General features: G+C 73.1%; 10 protein-coding genes. 9 read left to right on the top strand and 1 reads right to left on the bottom strand.

The features are described from left to right. Nucleotides 1-108: 108 nt before the first annotated feature. Nucleotides 109-2,997 carry an FAD-binding and (Fe-S)-binding domain-containing protein gene (locus tag BIV24_RS07750; RefSeq protein ID WP_071365442.1) on the top strand — a complete coding sequence of 963 codons (2,889 nt, stop codon included), beginning with the start codon at nucleotides 109-111 and terminating at the stop codon, nucleotides 2,995-2,997. Between the two features lie 73 nt (nucleotides 2,998-3,070). Here BIV24_RS07750 and BIV24_RS07745 read toward each other — a convergent pair whose 3' ends face one another. Next, nucleotides 3,071-4,027, bottom strand: coding sequence for an EamA family transporter (locus tag BIV24_RS07745; protein WP_071365441.1), 957 nt, complete (start codon nucleotides 4,025-4,027; stop codon nucleotides 3,071-3,073). Between the two features lie 299 nt (nucleotides 4,028-4,326). Between BIV24_RS07745 and BIV24_RS07740 the strand changes: the two genes are divergently transcribed. From BIV24_RS07740 to BIV24_RS07705, 8 genes are all read left to right on the top strand, one after another. After that, nucleotides 4,327-5,124 carry a TIGR03084 family metal-binding protein gene (locus BIV24_RS07740; RefSeq protein ID WP_071365440.1) on the top strand — a complete coding sequence of 266 codons (798 nt, stop codon included), beginning with the start codon at nucleotides 4,327-4,329 and terminating at the stop codon, nucleotides 5,122-5,124. Next, nucleotides 5,121-6,863, top strand: a complete 1,743-nt coding sequence (locus BIV24_RS07735) for an acyclic terpene utilization AtuA family protein (protein ID WP_079168070.1) — start codon at nucleotides 5,121-5,123, stop codon at nucleotides 6,861-6,863. Before BIV24_RS07740 ends, BIV24_RS07735 begins: the two co-directional genes overlap by 4 nt. Beyond that, the gene (locus BIV24_RS07730; RefSeq protein WP_071365438.1) at nucleotides 6,860-8,458 is read left to right on the top strand and encodes an acyl-CoA carboxylase subunit beta; all 1,599 of its coding nucleotides are present in this window, start codon (nucleotides 6,860-6,862) and stop codon (nucleotides 8,456-8,458) included. The genes BIV24_RS07735 and BIV24_RS07730 overlap by 4 nt, the downstream gene beginning before the upstream one ends. 5 nt (nucleotides 8,459-8,463) lie before the next feature. Beyond that, a complete protein-coding gene (locus BIV24_RS07725) occupies nucleotides 8,464-10,305 on the top strand; it encodes an ATP-binding protein (RefSeq protein ID WP_071365437.1) in 1,842 nt (613 codons plus the stop codon). Between the two features lie 73 nt (nucleotides 10,306-10,378). Further along, nucleotides 10,379-11,539 (top strand): acyl-CoA dehydrogenase family protein, encoded by a 1,161-nt coding sequence (locus BIV24_RS07720; protein WP_071365436.1) that lies wholly within the window; start codon nucleotides 10,379-10,381, stop codon nucleotides 11,537-11,539. 47 nt (nucleotides 11,540-11,586) lie between these two features. Further along, nucleotides 11,587-13,152 (top strand): 4-coumarate--CoA ligase family protein, encoded by a 1,566-nt coding sequence (locus tag BIV24_RS07715; protein WP_071365435.1) that lies wholly within the window; start codon nucleotides 11,587-11,589, stop codon nucleotides 13,150-13,152. Next, nucleotides 13,149-13,886: an enoyl-CoA hydratase family protein gene (locus tag BIV24_RS07710; protein WP_071365434.1), complete on the top strand. Its 738-nt coding sequence runs from the start codon at nucleotides 13,149-13,151 to the stop codon at nucleotides 13,884-13,886. The genes BIV24_RS07715 and BIV24_RS07710 overlap by 4 nt, the downstream gene beginning before the upstream one ends. Continuing rightward, nucleotides 13,874-14,473, top strand: coding sequence for a TetR/AcrR family transcriptional regulator (locus BIV24_RS07705; protein WP_071365433.1), 600 nt, complete (start codon nucleotides 13,874-13,876; stop codon nucleotides 14,471-14,473). The genes BIV24_RS07710 and BIV24_RS07705 overlap by 13 nt, the downstream gene beginning before the upstream one ends. Nucleotides 14,474-14,640: the final 167 nt, after the last annotated feature.

Below are 14,640 nucleotides of genomic sequence, written 5' to 3'. Positions count from 1 at the left end.
TCGCCCGGTGGACCTGTGGGGACCTACAAGGATCTGTGAGGAGAGAGGAGGACCTACGAGGTCATCGCCGCCTTCGTCACTGTCAGTGGTCGGATGCATGCTTGAGTCATGACAGATCGTTCGGAGCAGGGGGCGGAGCCGGCGGCGCGACTGCGCCGTGCCGTCCGGGGCGACGTGGACTTCGGCGCCGCCTCCCGGGCGCTGCACACCATGGACGCCTCCAACTACCGGCGCGTGCCGCTCGGCGTGGTGGCCCCCCGGGACGCGGAGGACGTGGCGGCCACGCTGGAGGCGTGCCGTGCGCTCGGGGTACCGGTCGTCGCGCGCGGCGGCGGCACGTCGATCGCCGGGCAGGCGACGGGCACGGGCGTGGTGCTCGACTTCACCCGGTACATGAACCGGATCCTGTCCCTGGACCCCGAGACACGCACGGCGGTGGTGCAGCCGGGCGTGGTCCTGGACCGCCTCCAGGAGGCCTCCGCCCCGTACGGCCTGCGCTTCGGCCCCGACCCCTCCACACACGCCCGCTGCACGCTGGGCGGAATGATCGGCAACAACGCCTGCGGCTCCCACTCGGTGGCCTGGGGCACCACCGCGGACAGCGTGCGCGAGCTGTCGGTGCTCACCGCGCGCGGCGAGGCGCTGACCCTGGGCCGCCACTGGCAGGGCGCCCCCGACGGACTGCGCACCCTGGTGGAGGGAGAGCTGGCGCTCCTGCGCACGGGGTACCCCGCCCTCCCGCGCCGCATCTCCGGGTACGCGCTGGACGCGCTGCTGCCGGAGAAGGGCGCGGATGTGGCCCGTGCCTTCTGCGGCTCCGAGGGCACGCTGGGCGTTCTGACGGAGGCGGTCGTCGGCCTGGTCGAGGCACCCCGCGCGACTGCGCTCGCCGTGCTGGCGTACGCCGACGAGAGCGCGGCGGCCCAGGCGGCGGCGGGACTGCTTGCGTACGGCCCGCTGACGGTGGAGGGGATGGCCGCCGACCTGGTGCCGTCGTCGGCGGGGTTGCCGCGTGGCGGGGCGTGGCTGTTCGTGGAGGCGGGCGGCGCGAGCGAGGCGGAGGCCCGCGCCCGTGCGGAGGAGATCGTCCGGGCGGCGGACGTGACGGACGCCGCGGTGGTCACCGACCCGGCCGGGCAGCGTGCGCTGTGGCGGTTGCGCGAGGACGCGAGCGGTACGGCGACCCGGATGTCGGACGGCAGCGAGGCGTGGCCGGGCTGGGAGGACTGCGCGGTGCCCCCGGCCCGGCTGGGCGAGTATCTGCGGGACTTCCGACGGCTGCTCGCCGACCACGGTCTGCGCGGCACGCCGTACGGCCACTTCGGGGACGGCTGCATCCACGTCCGTATCGACTTCGACCTGCTGACCGAGGCGGGCATCGCCCGCTTTCGCCGCTTCTCACAGGACCTCGCGGACCTGGTCGTCTCCCACGGCGGCTCGCTCTCTGGGGAGCACGGCGACGGCCAGGCGCGGGCGGAACTGCTGCCGAGGATGTACGGGCCGGACCTGGTCGCCCTCTTCGAACGCGCCAAGGACGTCTGGGACCCGGACGGCCTGCTCAACCCGGGGATGCTGGTACGCCCGGCCCGGCTGGACGAGAACCTGCGGTTCGCGGTGCTGCCGCGCGAACCGGTGGACGTCGCCTTCGGCTATCCGGCGGACGGCGGCGACTTCTCGGCGGCGGTGCGACGCTGCGTGGGCGTCGCCAAGTGCCGTACGACGACGGTGTCCGGCGCGGGCGTGATGTGCCCGTCGTACCGGGCGACCGGCGAGGAGGAGCACTCCACGCGCGGGCGCGCCCGGCTGCTGCACGAGATGCTGGCGGGCGAGGTGATCACCGACGGCTGGCGGTCGACGGAGGTCAGGGACGCACTCGACCTGTGCCTGTCCTGCAAGGGCTGCCGCACGGACTGCCCGGTCGGCGTCGACATGGCCACCTACAAGGCGGAGTTCCTGCACCACCACTACGCGGGGCGGTCTCGTCCGGCCGCGCACTACGCGATGGGGTGGCTGCCGGTGTGGCTGGGGGCGGTCGCACGCACGCGCACGGCGCCGGTGGTCAACGCCTTGGCGTCCGTGGGGCCGTTGGCGGCGCTCGGCAAGCGGCTGGGCGGGATCGCGCCCGAGCGGGAGCTTCCGCGTCTGGCGGAGGAGACGTTCACCCGGTGGTGGAGACGGGAGTCCGCCGGACGGGGACGAGGGAATGCCGGCTCGCGGGTCGTCGTGTGGCCCGACACCTTCACGGAGCACCTGTCGCCGTCCGTGGGCAGGGCGGCCGTACGCGTGCTGGAGGCGGCGGGGCTCGGGGTGGTCCTGCCGCCGACGGCGGTCAGGAGAGCGGGGCGGGACGGCGGTGTGTGGCCGGCGGCCCGCCGCGGCCGGGTCTGCTGCGGCCTGACGTACGTCTCAACGGGCCAGCTGGACCGCGCCCGCGCCGTTCAGCGCCGGACGCTCGACCTGATGGAACCGGTGCTGGCGGCCGGTCTCCCGGTGGTCGTCCTCGAACCGAGCTGTGCGGCCGCGCTCCGCACGGACCTGCCGGAACTGCTGCACGACGATCCGCGCGCGGCTCGGCTGGCGGCGGCCGTGGTGACGTTCGCCGAGGCCCTGGAGCGGTACGCCCCGCACTGGACGCCGCCGTGGGTGGACCGCCCGGCGGTCGGCCAGACCCACTGCCACCAGCACGCGGTACTCGGCGAGGAACCCGACCGCCGACTGCGCGCGGCGGCGGGCCTGACCGGCGAGCTGACCGGCGGCTGCTGCGGCCTCGCGGGCAACTTCGGCTTCGAGAAGGGCCACTACGGGGTCTCGACGGCATGCGCGGAGGACCGGCTGCTCCCGGATGTGCGCGAGGCGCCGCAGGACGCGGTCGTTCTGGCGGACGGCTTCTCCTGCCGCACCCAGCTGGAGCAACTGGCGGGGCAGAGGGCGCGGCACCTGGCGGAGGTGCTGGCGGAAGGCCTGGACGAGGGGAAGGAGGGGCGACCGGCGCGGTGAACTCCCGCGCGGACGAGGTGGCGGCACCGAAGGAGGCACGCCCTTGGCGCTCGGGGACCGGCGAACGATCCCCCTATGCCTCCGGTTCCGCCGTCCTCGCCCGGCCCCGGCCCACCTGCGTCCGCACCGCCCCCATGCTGGCCGCGATGACCAGGGCGATGGCGAGCACCTGGATCGCGCTCAGGGACTGGCCGAGGATCAGGAAGCCCGCGGCCGACGCGAGCGCCGGCTCCAGGCTCATCAGGACTGCGAAGGTGGAGGCGGGCATACGGCGCAGGGCCAGGAGCTCCAGGGTGTACGGGAGGACCGAGGAGAGCACCGCCACCCCCGCGCCCAGCCCGACCGTCGCCGGTACGAGCAGCTTCGAGCCCGATTCGGTGATTCCCAGCGGCACGAACAGCACCGCCGCGACCGCCATCGCCAACGCGAGCCCGTCGGCCTGCGGGAAACGCCGTCCCGTACGGGCACTGAAGACGATGTACGCCGCCCACATCGCGCCCGCGGAGATCGCGAAGGCGACGCCCACCGGGTCCAGGTCGTCGAAGCCCCCACCGCCCAGCAGGAAGACACCGGCCAGGGCGAGGCCCGCCCAGAGGAGGTTCATCGCACGGCGAGAGGCGAGGACGGAGAGGGCGAGCGGGCCGAGGACTTCCAGGGTGACGGCGGGGCCCAGCGGAATGCGGGCCACGGCCTCGTAGAAGAGGCCGTTCATCGCGCCCATGGTGATACCGAAGACGACGACCGTGCCCCAGTCGGTGCGCGAGTGCCCGCGCAGCCGGGGCCGGCAGACCAGGAGCAGTACGACGGCCGCCACGACGAGCCGCAGCGTCACCACGCCGAGCGCGCCGGCCCGCGGCATCAGGGTCACCGCGAGCGCCCCGCCGAACTGCACGGAGACGCCTCCGGCGAGCACCAGCCCCACGGGCCCGAGGGAACCCAGGCGGCTCGGTCCACCGCCCGTTGCGGGCGAGGGGGTCGTCGCCGTCGCGACCGGGGCCGGGGTGGAGGGGGTGGTGCTGGGGGTGTTCACGGGGCCTTCCAGGGGACTCAGGGTTCGGTTCGTTCAGTGTGATGCACCTGGCGGTCCACGGTAGTGGACTTGAGTCAGGTGCGTGAACCCATGATGCGCCTGTACACGCCGGTCGCGTACCGCACGGGGGTTCCCGCGGGCGCCGTGCCGGTTCTGTGAGGGCCGCCGTAAGCCGCACCGGAGCCGCCTCCCGACGGTCCGGCCGACGACGACCGAAAATCAATGCAAGCACGCTTGCTTGTTTCTGTGTCTGCTGCCATGCTCCCACGCACACCGTCGTGCCCCGAGGGGAGCGCATTGTGTCCGACGCGTCATCCGTGATCGACGATCTGGCCCGGGAGAGTGAGGAACTCGACCGGTTGGTGGCCGAGTTGGGGGAGGGCCGGTGGGCGCTCGCCACGCCCGCACCGGGCTGGACCATCGCCCACCAGATCGCGCACCTGGCCTGGACGGACCGGGGCGCCCTGCTGGCCGTCACCGACGCGGAGGCCTTCGCGGTGGAGGCGGAGAAGGCGCTCGCGTCCCTCGGCACCTGGGTCGACGAGGCCGCGCGGGAGGGGGCCGCGCTGCCGCCCGCCCAGTTGCTCGCGGGGTGGCGGGAGGGGCGCGCCGCCCTGGACCGCGCGCTGCGCGCCGCGCCCTCCGGCACCCGCTTCCCCTGGTACGGGCCGCCCATGTCCGCCGCGTCCATGGCCACCGGACGACTGATGGAGACCTGGGCGCACGGGCAGGACGTCGCCGACACGCTCGGTGTGGTGCGCACCCCCACCGACCGGCTGCGGCATGTGGCCCGTATCGGGGTCCGGGCGCGTGACTTCGCCTTCGGGGTACGGGGGGCGATCGCGCCCACGGAGGAGTTCCGGGTCGAGCTGGTCGCACCCGCGGGGAACGACGTCTGGACGTACGGGCCGCGGGACGCCGCCCAGCGGGTGACCGGCCCCGCCCTGGATTTCTGCCTGTTGGTCACCCAGCGTGCGAACCGGGCCGACCTCGCGCTGCGGGCCCAGGGACCGGACGCGGACCGCTGGCTGGACATCGCCCAGGCCTTCGCGGGCCTGCCGGGGGCGGGGAGGCCTCCGCAGGGAGGCGCGCGATGACCCCGCGCGCGCCCCTCCGCATAGGCAACGCCTCCGGCTTCTACGGCGACCGCTTCGACGCGCTGCGCGAGATGCTCACCGGCGGCCCCCTCGACGTCCTCACCGGCGACTACCTCGCCGAACTGACGATGCTCATCCTCGGCCGTGACCGCCTGAAGAACCCCGCCGGCGGGTACGCGCGCACCTTCCTGGCCCAGCTGGAGGAGTGCCTGGGCCTCGCCCACGAGCGGGGCGTGCGGATCGTGACGAACGCCGGGGGGCTCAACCCGGCCGGACTGGCCGACGCGGTACGGGAGTTGGCCGACCGCCTGGGGATTCCCGTCCGTGTGGCCCATGTGGAGGGCGACGACCTCACCGTCCTCAACCCGGGGGCCCTTGCCGCCCATGCCTATCTCGGCGGCCACGGCATCGCGCTCTGCCTGCGCGAGGGCGCCGACATCGTGGTCACCGGGCGGGTGACGGACGCCGCGCTCGTCACCGGACCCGCCGCCGCCCACTTCGGCTGGGAAGCCGAGGACTACGACCGGCTGGCGGGCGCGGTGGTCGCCGGGCACGTCCTGGAGTGCGGGACGCAGGCCACCGGCGGCAACTACGCGTTCTTCACCGAGCACCCGCCCGGGCTGCGGGCCCGCCCCGGCTTCCCGCTGGCCGAACTCCACGACGACGGCAGCAGCGTCATCACCAAGCACGACGGCACCGGCGGTGTCGTGGACATCGGCACGGTCACCGCGCAGCTCCTGTACGAGACGACCGGTGCCCGGTACGCGGGCCCCGACGTCACCGCCCGCCTGGACACGGTCCATCTCACCGAGGAGGGGTCCGACCGGGTGCGGATCGAGGGCGTGCGCGGCGAGGCGCCGCCCCCGGCCCTCAAGGCCGGTCTCAGCCGCCTCGGCGGCTTCCGCAACGAGGTCGCCTTCGTGCTGACCGGGCTGGACATCGACGCCAAGGCCGCACTCGTCCGGGCCCAGCTGGAGGCGGCCCTGGATGCGGCCGAGTCTCGCCCCGCGGACGTGCGCTGGGAGCTGGCCCGCACCGACCACCCCGACGCGCCGACCGAGGAGACCGCGAGCGCCCTGCTCCGGCTGGTCGTACGCGACCGGGCCCAGGAGCCGGTGGGCCGGGCGCTCAGCGGAGCCGCGGTCGAGCTGGCGCTGGCCAGCTACCCCGGCTTCCATCTGCTCGCCCCACCGGGCAAGGGCGTGCCGTACGGGGTCTTCGAAGCGGTCCAGGTCGACCGTGACACCGTGGACCATCGGGCGGTACTCCACAACGGGCGACGGATCCCCGTGCCCTCGGCCCCCGGCACCCTCGTACTGGAGGACCTGCCGGAGCCGCCCCTGCCCCGCCCCCTGCCCGCGGGACCCACCCGGCGTGCCCCCCTCGGTCTCGTCGCCGGCGCCCGCAGCGGGGACAAGGGCGGGAACGCCAACGTCGGGGTCTGGGTGCGTACGGACGACGCCTGGCGCTGGCTCGCCCACGCCCTCACCGTCGAGCGTCTGCGGGAACTGCTGCCGGAGACCGCCGGCCTGACCGTCGTACGCCATGTCCTGCCGAACCTGCGCGCCCTGAACTTCGTCGTCGAAGGCATCCTCGGCGAGGGCGTCGCCGCTGGGGCCCGCTTCGACCCGCAGGCCAAGGGCCTCGGCGAATGGCTGCGCGCCCGCCACCTGGAGATACCGGAGGCCCTCCTGTCGACCGCAGCCCGCACGTCCGAGATCCCGGAGGCCCGCCCGTGACGGTCCTCTCCACGTCCGTGGACGTCGACGACCCCGGCTACCGGGAGAACCGCGACGCCATGCTCGCCGAACTCGCCGCACTGGACGCCGAGCACGCCAAGGCGCTGGCGGGCGGCGGTGAGAAGTACGTCGCACGGCACCGCAAGCGCGGCAAGCTGCTCGCCCGCGAGCGCATCGAACTCCTCCTCGACCCCGACACGCCCTTCCTGGAACTGTCCCCGCTCGCCGCCTGGGGCAGCGACTACACGGTCGGCGCCTCCCTCGTCACCGGCATCGGTGTCGTCGAGGGTGTCGAGTGCCTGATCACCGCCAACGACCCGACGGTGCGGGGCGGCGCCAGCAACCCGTGGAGCCTGAAGAAGGCCCTGCGCGCCAACGACATCGCGCTCGCCAACCGGCTGCCGTGCATCAGCCTCGTCGAGTCGGGCGGCGCCGATCTGCCGTCCCAGAAGGAGATCTTCATCCCGGGCGGGGCCATCTTCCGCGACCTCACACGGCTGTCCGCCGCCGGGATCCCCACCGTCGCGGTCGTCTTCGGGAACTCGACGGCCGGAGGCGCCTACGTCCCCGGCATGTCCGACCACGTGATCATGGTCAAAGAGCGGGCCAAGGTCTTCCTCGGCGGACCGCCCCTGGTGAAGATGGCCACCGGCGAGGAGAGCGACGACGAATCCCTCGGCGGCGCCGAGATGCACGCGCGCGTGTCGGGCCTCGCGGACTACTTCGCCGCCGACGAACAGGACGCCCTGCGCCAGGCGCGACGGGTGGTCGCCCGCCTCAACCACCGCAAGGCGTACGCCGATCCGGGCCAGGCGGTCCCGCCCTTGTACGACGAGGAGGAACTCCTCGGGATCGTCCCCGGCGACCTGAAGGTGCCCTTCGACCCGCGCGAGGTCATCTCCCGCATCGTCGACGCCTCCGACTTCGACGAGTTCAAGCCGCTGTACGGGACGAGCCTGTGCACCGGTTGGGCCACCCTGCACGGCTATCCGGTCGGGGTTTTGGCCAACGCCCGCGGGGTGCTCTTCAGCGAGGAGTCCCAGAAGGCCGCGCAGTTCATCCAGCTCGCCAACCAACGCGACATCCCGCTGCTGTTCCTGCACAACACCACCGGCTACATGGTCGGCAGCAGGTACGAACAGGGCGGCATCATCAAGCACGGCGCGATGATGATCAACGCGGTGTCCAACAGCCGGGTCCCGCACCTGTCCGTGCTCATGGGCGCCTCGTACGGGGCCGGGCACTACGGCATGTGCGGGCGAGCATACGACCCGCGCTTCCTGTTCGCCTGGCCCAGCGCCAAATCGGCCGTCATGGGACCGCAACAGCTCGCCGGCGTCCTCTCGATCGTCGCCCGCCAGTCGGCGGCCGCGAAGGGGCAGTCCTACGACGAGGACGCGGACGCCGCCCTGCGCGCCATGGTGGAGCAGCAGATCGAGTCCGAGTCCCTGCCGATGTTCCTGTCCGGGCGGCTGTACGACGACGGGGTCATCGACCCGCGCGACACCCGCACCGTCCTCGGCCTGTGCCTGTCCGCGATCCACACCGCGCCCTACGAGGGCGTGCGTGGCGGGTTCGGCGTCTTCCGGATGTGAGGCCCGTGATTACTACCGTTCTGGTGGCGAACCGCGGCGAGATCGCCTGCCGCATTGTCCGCACCTGCCGCGAGCTGGGCATCCGCACCGTCGCCGTGCACTCGGACGCCGACGGGAACGCGCTCCACGCGCGCATGGCCGATGCGGCGGTACGACTGCCGGGGGCGGCCCCCGCGGACACCTATCTGCGCGGCGACCCGATCGTGCGGGCGGCCCTGGCCGCCGGCGCCGACGCCGTGCACCCCGGGTACGGCTTCCTGTCCGAGAACGCCGACTTCGCGCGTGCCGTGCGGGAGGCGGGCCTGGTGTGGATCGGGCCGCCACCGGAGGCGATCGAGGCGATGGCCTCCAAGACCCGCGCGAAGAAGCTGATGGGCCTGGAGCCGCTGGCCACCGTCACGGCCGACGACCTGCCCGTGCTGGTCAAGGCGGCGGCGGGCGGTGGCGGACGCGGGATGCGGATCGTCAGGGAGCTGGCCGCCCTGGACGCCGAACTGACCGCCGCGCGCGCCGAGGCGCTCAGCGCCTTCGGTGACGACGAGGTCTTCGTCGAGCCGTATGTGGAGGGCGGTCGCCACATCGAGGTGCAGATCCTCGCCGACACACACGGCACGGTGTGGGCGCTCGGCACCCGCGACTGCTCCCTCCAGCGCCGCCACCAGAAGGTGATCGAGGAGGCCCCGGCGCCGGACCTGACGGCCGAACTCACCGCCTCCCTGGGCGCGATGGCCGTACGGGCCGCCCGTGCCGTCGACTACGTGGGCGCCGGCACGGTGGAGTTCCTGGTCGCGGACGGCCGCGCCCACTTCCTGGAGATGAACACCCGGCTGCAGGTGGAACACCCGGTCACGGAAGCGGTGTTCGGGATCGACCTGGTGGCCCTCCAGATCCGGGTGGCGGAGGGTGCGGCCCTGGACGACGAGCCTCCCCGCGCGCGGGGCCACGCGATCGAGGCCCGGCTCTACGCCGAGGACCCGGCGCGCGACTGGGCTCCGCAGACCGGCACACTGCACCGCCTCGCCGTACCGGATGTCCGTGTGGACGCCGGGTACGCGGACGGCGACACGATCGGCGTCCACTACGACCCCCTGATCGCCAAGGCCGTCGCCCACGCCCCGACCCGCGCCGAGGCGGTCCGCAGGCTGGCCGCCGCCCTGGAGCGGGCCCGGATCCATGGCCCGGTGACCAACCGGGACCTGCTCGTACGGTCCCTGCACCACGAGGAGTTCACGACGGCCCGGATGGACACCGGCTTCTACGACCGCCACCTGTCCGAGCTGACCGAACCCGCCCCCGACCCGTACGCACCCCTGGCCGCCGCCCTCGCCGACGCGCACGGCCGGTCGCGGTTCGGCGGCTGGCGCAACCTGCCCTCCCAGCCGCAGATCAGGCGGTACCTCATGGCGGGCGAGGAGCGCGAGGTCCGCTACCGGCACACCCGTACGGGCCTGGCGGCGGACGGGGTGCGCGTGGTGCACGCCGAAGCGCGCCTCGTCGTCCTCGAAGTCGACGGCGTGCAACGGAGGTTCGAGGTGGCTCGATATGGCGACCGGGTCCACGTCGGGCCGACCGCCCTCACCGCCCTGCCCCGCTTCCCCGAACCCACCGCCGACCACGCCCCGGGCTCTCTGCTCGCACCGATGCCGGGAACGGTCGTACGGGTGGCGGAGGGCCTTGCCGTCGGAGCCGCCGTACGGGCCGGAGAGCCCCTGCTGTGGCTGGAGGCGATGAAGATGGAGCACACGATCACGGCGCCCGCCGCCGGGACGTTGACGGCCCTGCACGCCACCCCCGGCCGACAGGTCGAGGTGGGGGCCCTGCTGGCAGTGGTGCACAGCCCCGAGTAGCAACGCGCACCCCCTTCGCCACGCGGGTCGGCCGCGCGAGCGATCACAGACCACTCGAACCCGGGAGACCGACATGAGCCCCGTCATCGAGACCGACGAACACCAGGCTCTCCGCTCGGCCGTGGCCGCACTCGGCAAGCGCTACGGCCGCAACTACCTCACCTCGGTCATCGCCGAGAACCGCCACCCCACCGAACTCTGGGCCGAAGCAGCCAAGTTGGGCTACCTCGGGGTGAACCTGCCCGAGGAGTACGGAGGCGGAGGCGGCGGCATTGCCGAACTGTCCATGGTTCTGGAGGAGTTGGGGGCCGCAGGCTGTCCTCTTCTCATGCTCGTCGTGTCACCGGCGATCTGCGGTACGGTCATCGCCCGCTTCGGCACGCCCGCACAGAAACAGCGGTGGCTGCCGGGCCTCGCGGACGGCACCCGCACCATGGCCTTCGGCATCACCGAACCCGACGCCGGCTCCAACTCCCACCGCATCACCACCACCGCCCGCCGGGACGGCGACTGCTGGATCCTGAGCGGCCGCAAGGTGTTCATCTCCGGTGTCGACATCGCCGACGCGACCCTGATCGTCGGCCGCACCGAGGACGCCCGCACCGGGAGGCTCAAGCCCTGCCTGTTCGTCGTCCCCCGGGACACACCCGGCTTCGGGCGGCGGCAGATCGACATGGAACTGGCCGGTGCGGAGAAGCAGTTCGAGCTGACCCTGGACGGGGTGCGGCTGCCCGCCGACGCGCTCGTCGGCGACGAGGACGCGGGGCTGCTCCAGCTGTTCGCCGGCCTCAACCCCGAGCGCGTGATGACCGCCGCCTTCGCGATCGGCATGGGCCGCTACGCGCTGTCCCGGGCCGTCGAGTACGCGCGCGACCGTACCGTCTTCAAGCAGCCCATCGGCGCCCACCAGGCGATCGCGCACCCTCTCGCACAGGCCCACATCGACCTCGAACTGGCCCGCCTGATGATGCAGAAGGCCGCCTGCCTGTACGACTCCGGGGACGACATCGCCGCCGGGGAGGCCGCCAACATGGCCAAGTACACCGCCGGAGAGGCCTGTGTGAAGGCCGTGGACCAGGCCGTGCACACCCTCGGCGGCAACGGCCTCACCCGGGAGTTCGGGCTCGCCTCCCTCATCACGGCCTCGCGCGTGGCCCGTATCGCGCCGGTGAGCCGGGAGATGATCCTCAACTACGTCTCCCACCAGACCCTGGGCCTGCCGAAGTCCTACTGACCTCGGCAACCGCACCGCAGCCGTAGCGAGTCGTACGAGGAGGAACCGTGTTCCGAAGCCAGTACGCAGACGTCCCGGCCGTCGAACGCCCCATCCACGAGGCGGTCCTGGGCCGGGCCGCCGAGTTCGGTGAGCTGCCCGCCCTGATCGACGGGGTGGACGGCACCACCCTCACGTACACGCAACTCGACCGGTTCCACCGGGGGCTGGCCGCCGCCTTCGCCGAGGCGGGCGTGCGCAAGGGCGACGTGCTCGCCCTGCACAGCCCCAACACGATCGCCTACCCGATCGCGTTCTACGGTGCCACGCGTGCGGGCGCGTCGGTCACGACCGTGCACCCGCTCGCCACGGCGGACGAGATCGCGCGGCAGCTGCGCGACTCGGACGCCCGCTGGATCGTCACCGTGTCACCGTTCCTGGAGGCGGCGCGTACGGCCGCCGAAAGCGCGGGCGGCATACGGGAGATCTTCGTGTGCGACAGAGCGCCCGGTCACCGCTCCCTGCTCGACATGCTGGCCACGACCGCGCCCGGACCCGAGGTCGGCATCGACCCCGCTCAGGACATCGCGGCCCTCCCGTATTCGTCGGGGACCACGGGCACTCCCAAGGGTGTGATGCTCACCCACCGCTCGATCGCCACGAACCTCGCCCAGCTCGAACCCCTGGTGCCGGCCGGCCCCGGCGAACGTATCCTCGCCGTCCTGCCGTTCTTCCATATCTACGGGCTGACCGCCCTGATGAACGCGCCCCTCAGGCAGGGCGCCACGGTCGTCGTGCTGCCCCGCTTCGACCTGGAGACGTTCCTGGCCGCCGTCGAGAAGCACCGCATCACCAGGCTGTACGTCGCCCCGCCGATCGTCCTCGCCCTCGCCAAGCATCCCGCCGTCGACGGGTACGACCTGTCGTCCCTGCAGCACATCACCTCGGCCGCCGCACCCCTGGACGCCGAACTGGCGGCGGCCTGTTCACGGCGGCTCGGGCTGCCACCGGTCGGCCAGGCCTACGGCATGACGGAACTGTCGCCCGGCTCGCACGTCGTCCCCCTGGGCGCCCAGAACCCGCCCCCGGGGACCGTCGGCAGGCTCATCGCGGGCACCGAGATGCGCATCCTCTCCCTCGACGACCCAGGCAAGGACCTCGGCGTCGGCGAGACCGGCGAGATCGCCATCCGCGGCCCCCAGGTGATGAAGGGCTACCTGGGACGGCCCGAGGCGACCGACGTGCTGATCGACCAGGACGGCTGGCTGCGCACCGGGGACGTCGGCCGCATCGACGCCGACGGCTGGCTGTTCGTCGTCGACCGCGTCAAGGAACTCATCAAGTACAAGGGCTTCCAGGTGGCCCCCGCCGAACTGGAGGCCCTCCTGCTGACCCACCCGCAGATCGCGGACGCCGCCGTCATCGGCGTCTACGACGACGACCACAGCGAGGTCCCGCACGCCTTCGTGGTGCGGGGGCCGGACGCGGACGACCTCGACGAAGGGGAGGTCATGAGGTACGTCGCCGAACGCGTCTCCCCCTACAAGCGCATCCGGAACGTCACCTTCACCGACGGGGTGCCGCGGGCCGCCTCCGGGAAGATCCTCCGCCGACAGCTCAGGGCACGGCCATGACCGGCCTCGTACACACCGCGCACGACCGCGGCATCACCACCCTCACCCTCGACTCGCCCGGCAACCGCAACGCCCTGTCGGCCACGCTCGTCACCGGCCTCGCCGACGCGTTGACCCGCTGCGCCACGGACCGCGACACCCGCGCCGTCGTCCTCACCCACACCGGGAACACCTTCTGCGCGGGCGCCGACCTGCGGGATCCCCCGGACCCGGAAGCACTGGTGGGGCTGCTGCGGCAGATCGTCGAGCTGCCCAAGCCCGTCGTCGCCCGGGTGCGGGGGCATGTGCGGGCGGGCGGTCTCGGCCTGCTGGGCGCCTGTGACCTCGCCGCCGCCTCCACCGACGCCACCTTCGCCTTCACGGAGGTACGCATCGGTGTCGCCCCCGCCGTCATCTCCCTGCCCCTGCTGCCGCGTACCGACCCCCGCGCCCTCGCCCGCTACTACCTCACCGGTGAGCGCTTCGACGCCGCCGAGGCCGTACGCACCGGGCTGCTCACGGCCGCGGACGACGACGTCGACGCGGTGCTCGCGCCCGTGCTCGACGGGCTGCGCCGGGCCTCACCCCAGGGGCTGGCCGAGACCAAACGACTGCTCACCGCTACTGTGCTGGAGACCTTCGACCGGGACGCGGCCGGCCTGACCGCGCTCTCGGCCCGGCTGTTCTCCTCCCCGCAGGCCCGCGAGGGGATGACGGCCTTCCTCGAACGACGGGACCCCGCATGGGTGGTGTGAGCACGGTCGAACGCGTTCCCAAGCAGGACCGCAGCCGGGCGACCCGGCAGCGGCTCCTGGAGGCCGCCGTGGCCTGCCTCGCCGAACACGGCTGGGCGGGCTCCACGGTCTCGGTCGTCGCCGAACGCGCCGGGGTCTCCCGGGGCGCCGCCCAACACCACTTCCCCACCCGCGAGGACCTGTTCACAGCGGCCGTCGAGTATGTCGCCGAGGAGCGCTCCACGGCGATACGGGCGCTGTTCCCGCGGGGCGCCGCCGACCGCCGGGCGGTCGTCGCGGCCCTCGTCGACCTCTACACCGGGCCGTTGTTCCGCGCGGCCCTGCATCTGTGGGTCGCCGCCTCGAACGAGGACCAGCTGCGCCCGCGGGTGACGGAACTGGAGGCCCGCGTCGGCCGCGAGACCCATCGCATCGCCGTCGACCTCCTCGGCGCCGACGAGTCCCGGCCGGGCGTGCGCGAGACGGTCCAGGGCCTGCTGGACATGGCCCGCGGCCTGGGCCTGGCGAACCTCCTCACCGACGACGCCGGCCGCCGGCAGCCGGTGGTGGCGCAGTGGGCGGCGCTGCTGGAGCAGACGCTGGACTGAGGCAGGGGGCACTGCTGCCCCCTGCCTGCCGGGGCGCTAGTGCCGCAACAGGCAACGTTTGCCCCGTCGCGACGCCCGGCACGCCTCCCCCAAGCTCTTCGAGCAGGGGGTACCCCCACTCGCCGCACCGACCGAAAGCCCAAGTACGTCCAGTACGAGGGCTTCCG

This window comes from Streptomyces colonosanans, assembly GCF_001866645.1.
Lineage (GTDB): Bacteria > Actinomycetota > Actinomycetes > Streptomycetales > Streptomycetaceae > Streptomyces > Streptomyces colonosanans.
The sequence above is the reverse complement of the archived record's forward strand: the minus strand, read 5'-3'. Positions and strand labels throughout refer to the sequence as shown.

Bases quoted from the DNA above. Each gene is read 5' to 3' on its own strand.
- BIV24_RS07720 (WP_071365436.1), top strand. From the start codon at position 10,379: ATGAGCCCCGTCATCGAGACCGACGAACACCAGGCTCTCCGCTCGGCC.
- BIV24_RS07710 (WP_071365434.1), top strand. From the start codon at position 13,149: ATGACCGGCCTCGTACACACCGCGCACGACCGCGGCATCACCACCCTC.
- BIV24_RS07705 (WP_071365433.1), top strand. From the start codon at position 13,874: ATGGGTGGTGTGAGCACGGTCGAACGCGTTCCCAAGCAGGACCGCAGC.
- BIV24_RS07750 (WP_071365442.1), top strand. From the start codon at position 109: ATGACAGATCGTTCGGAGCAGGGGGCGGAGCCGGCGGCGCGACTGCGC.
- BIV24_RS07735 (WP_079168070.1), top strand. From the start codon at position 5,121: ATGACCCCGCGCGCGCCCCTCCGCATAGGCAACGCCTCCGGCTTCTAC.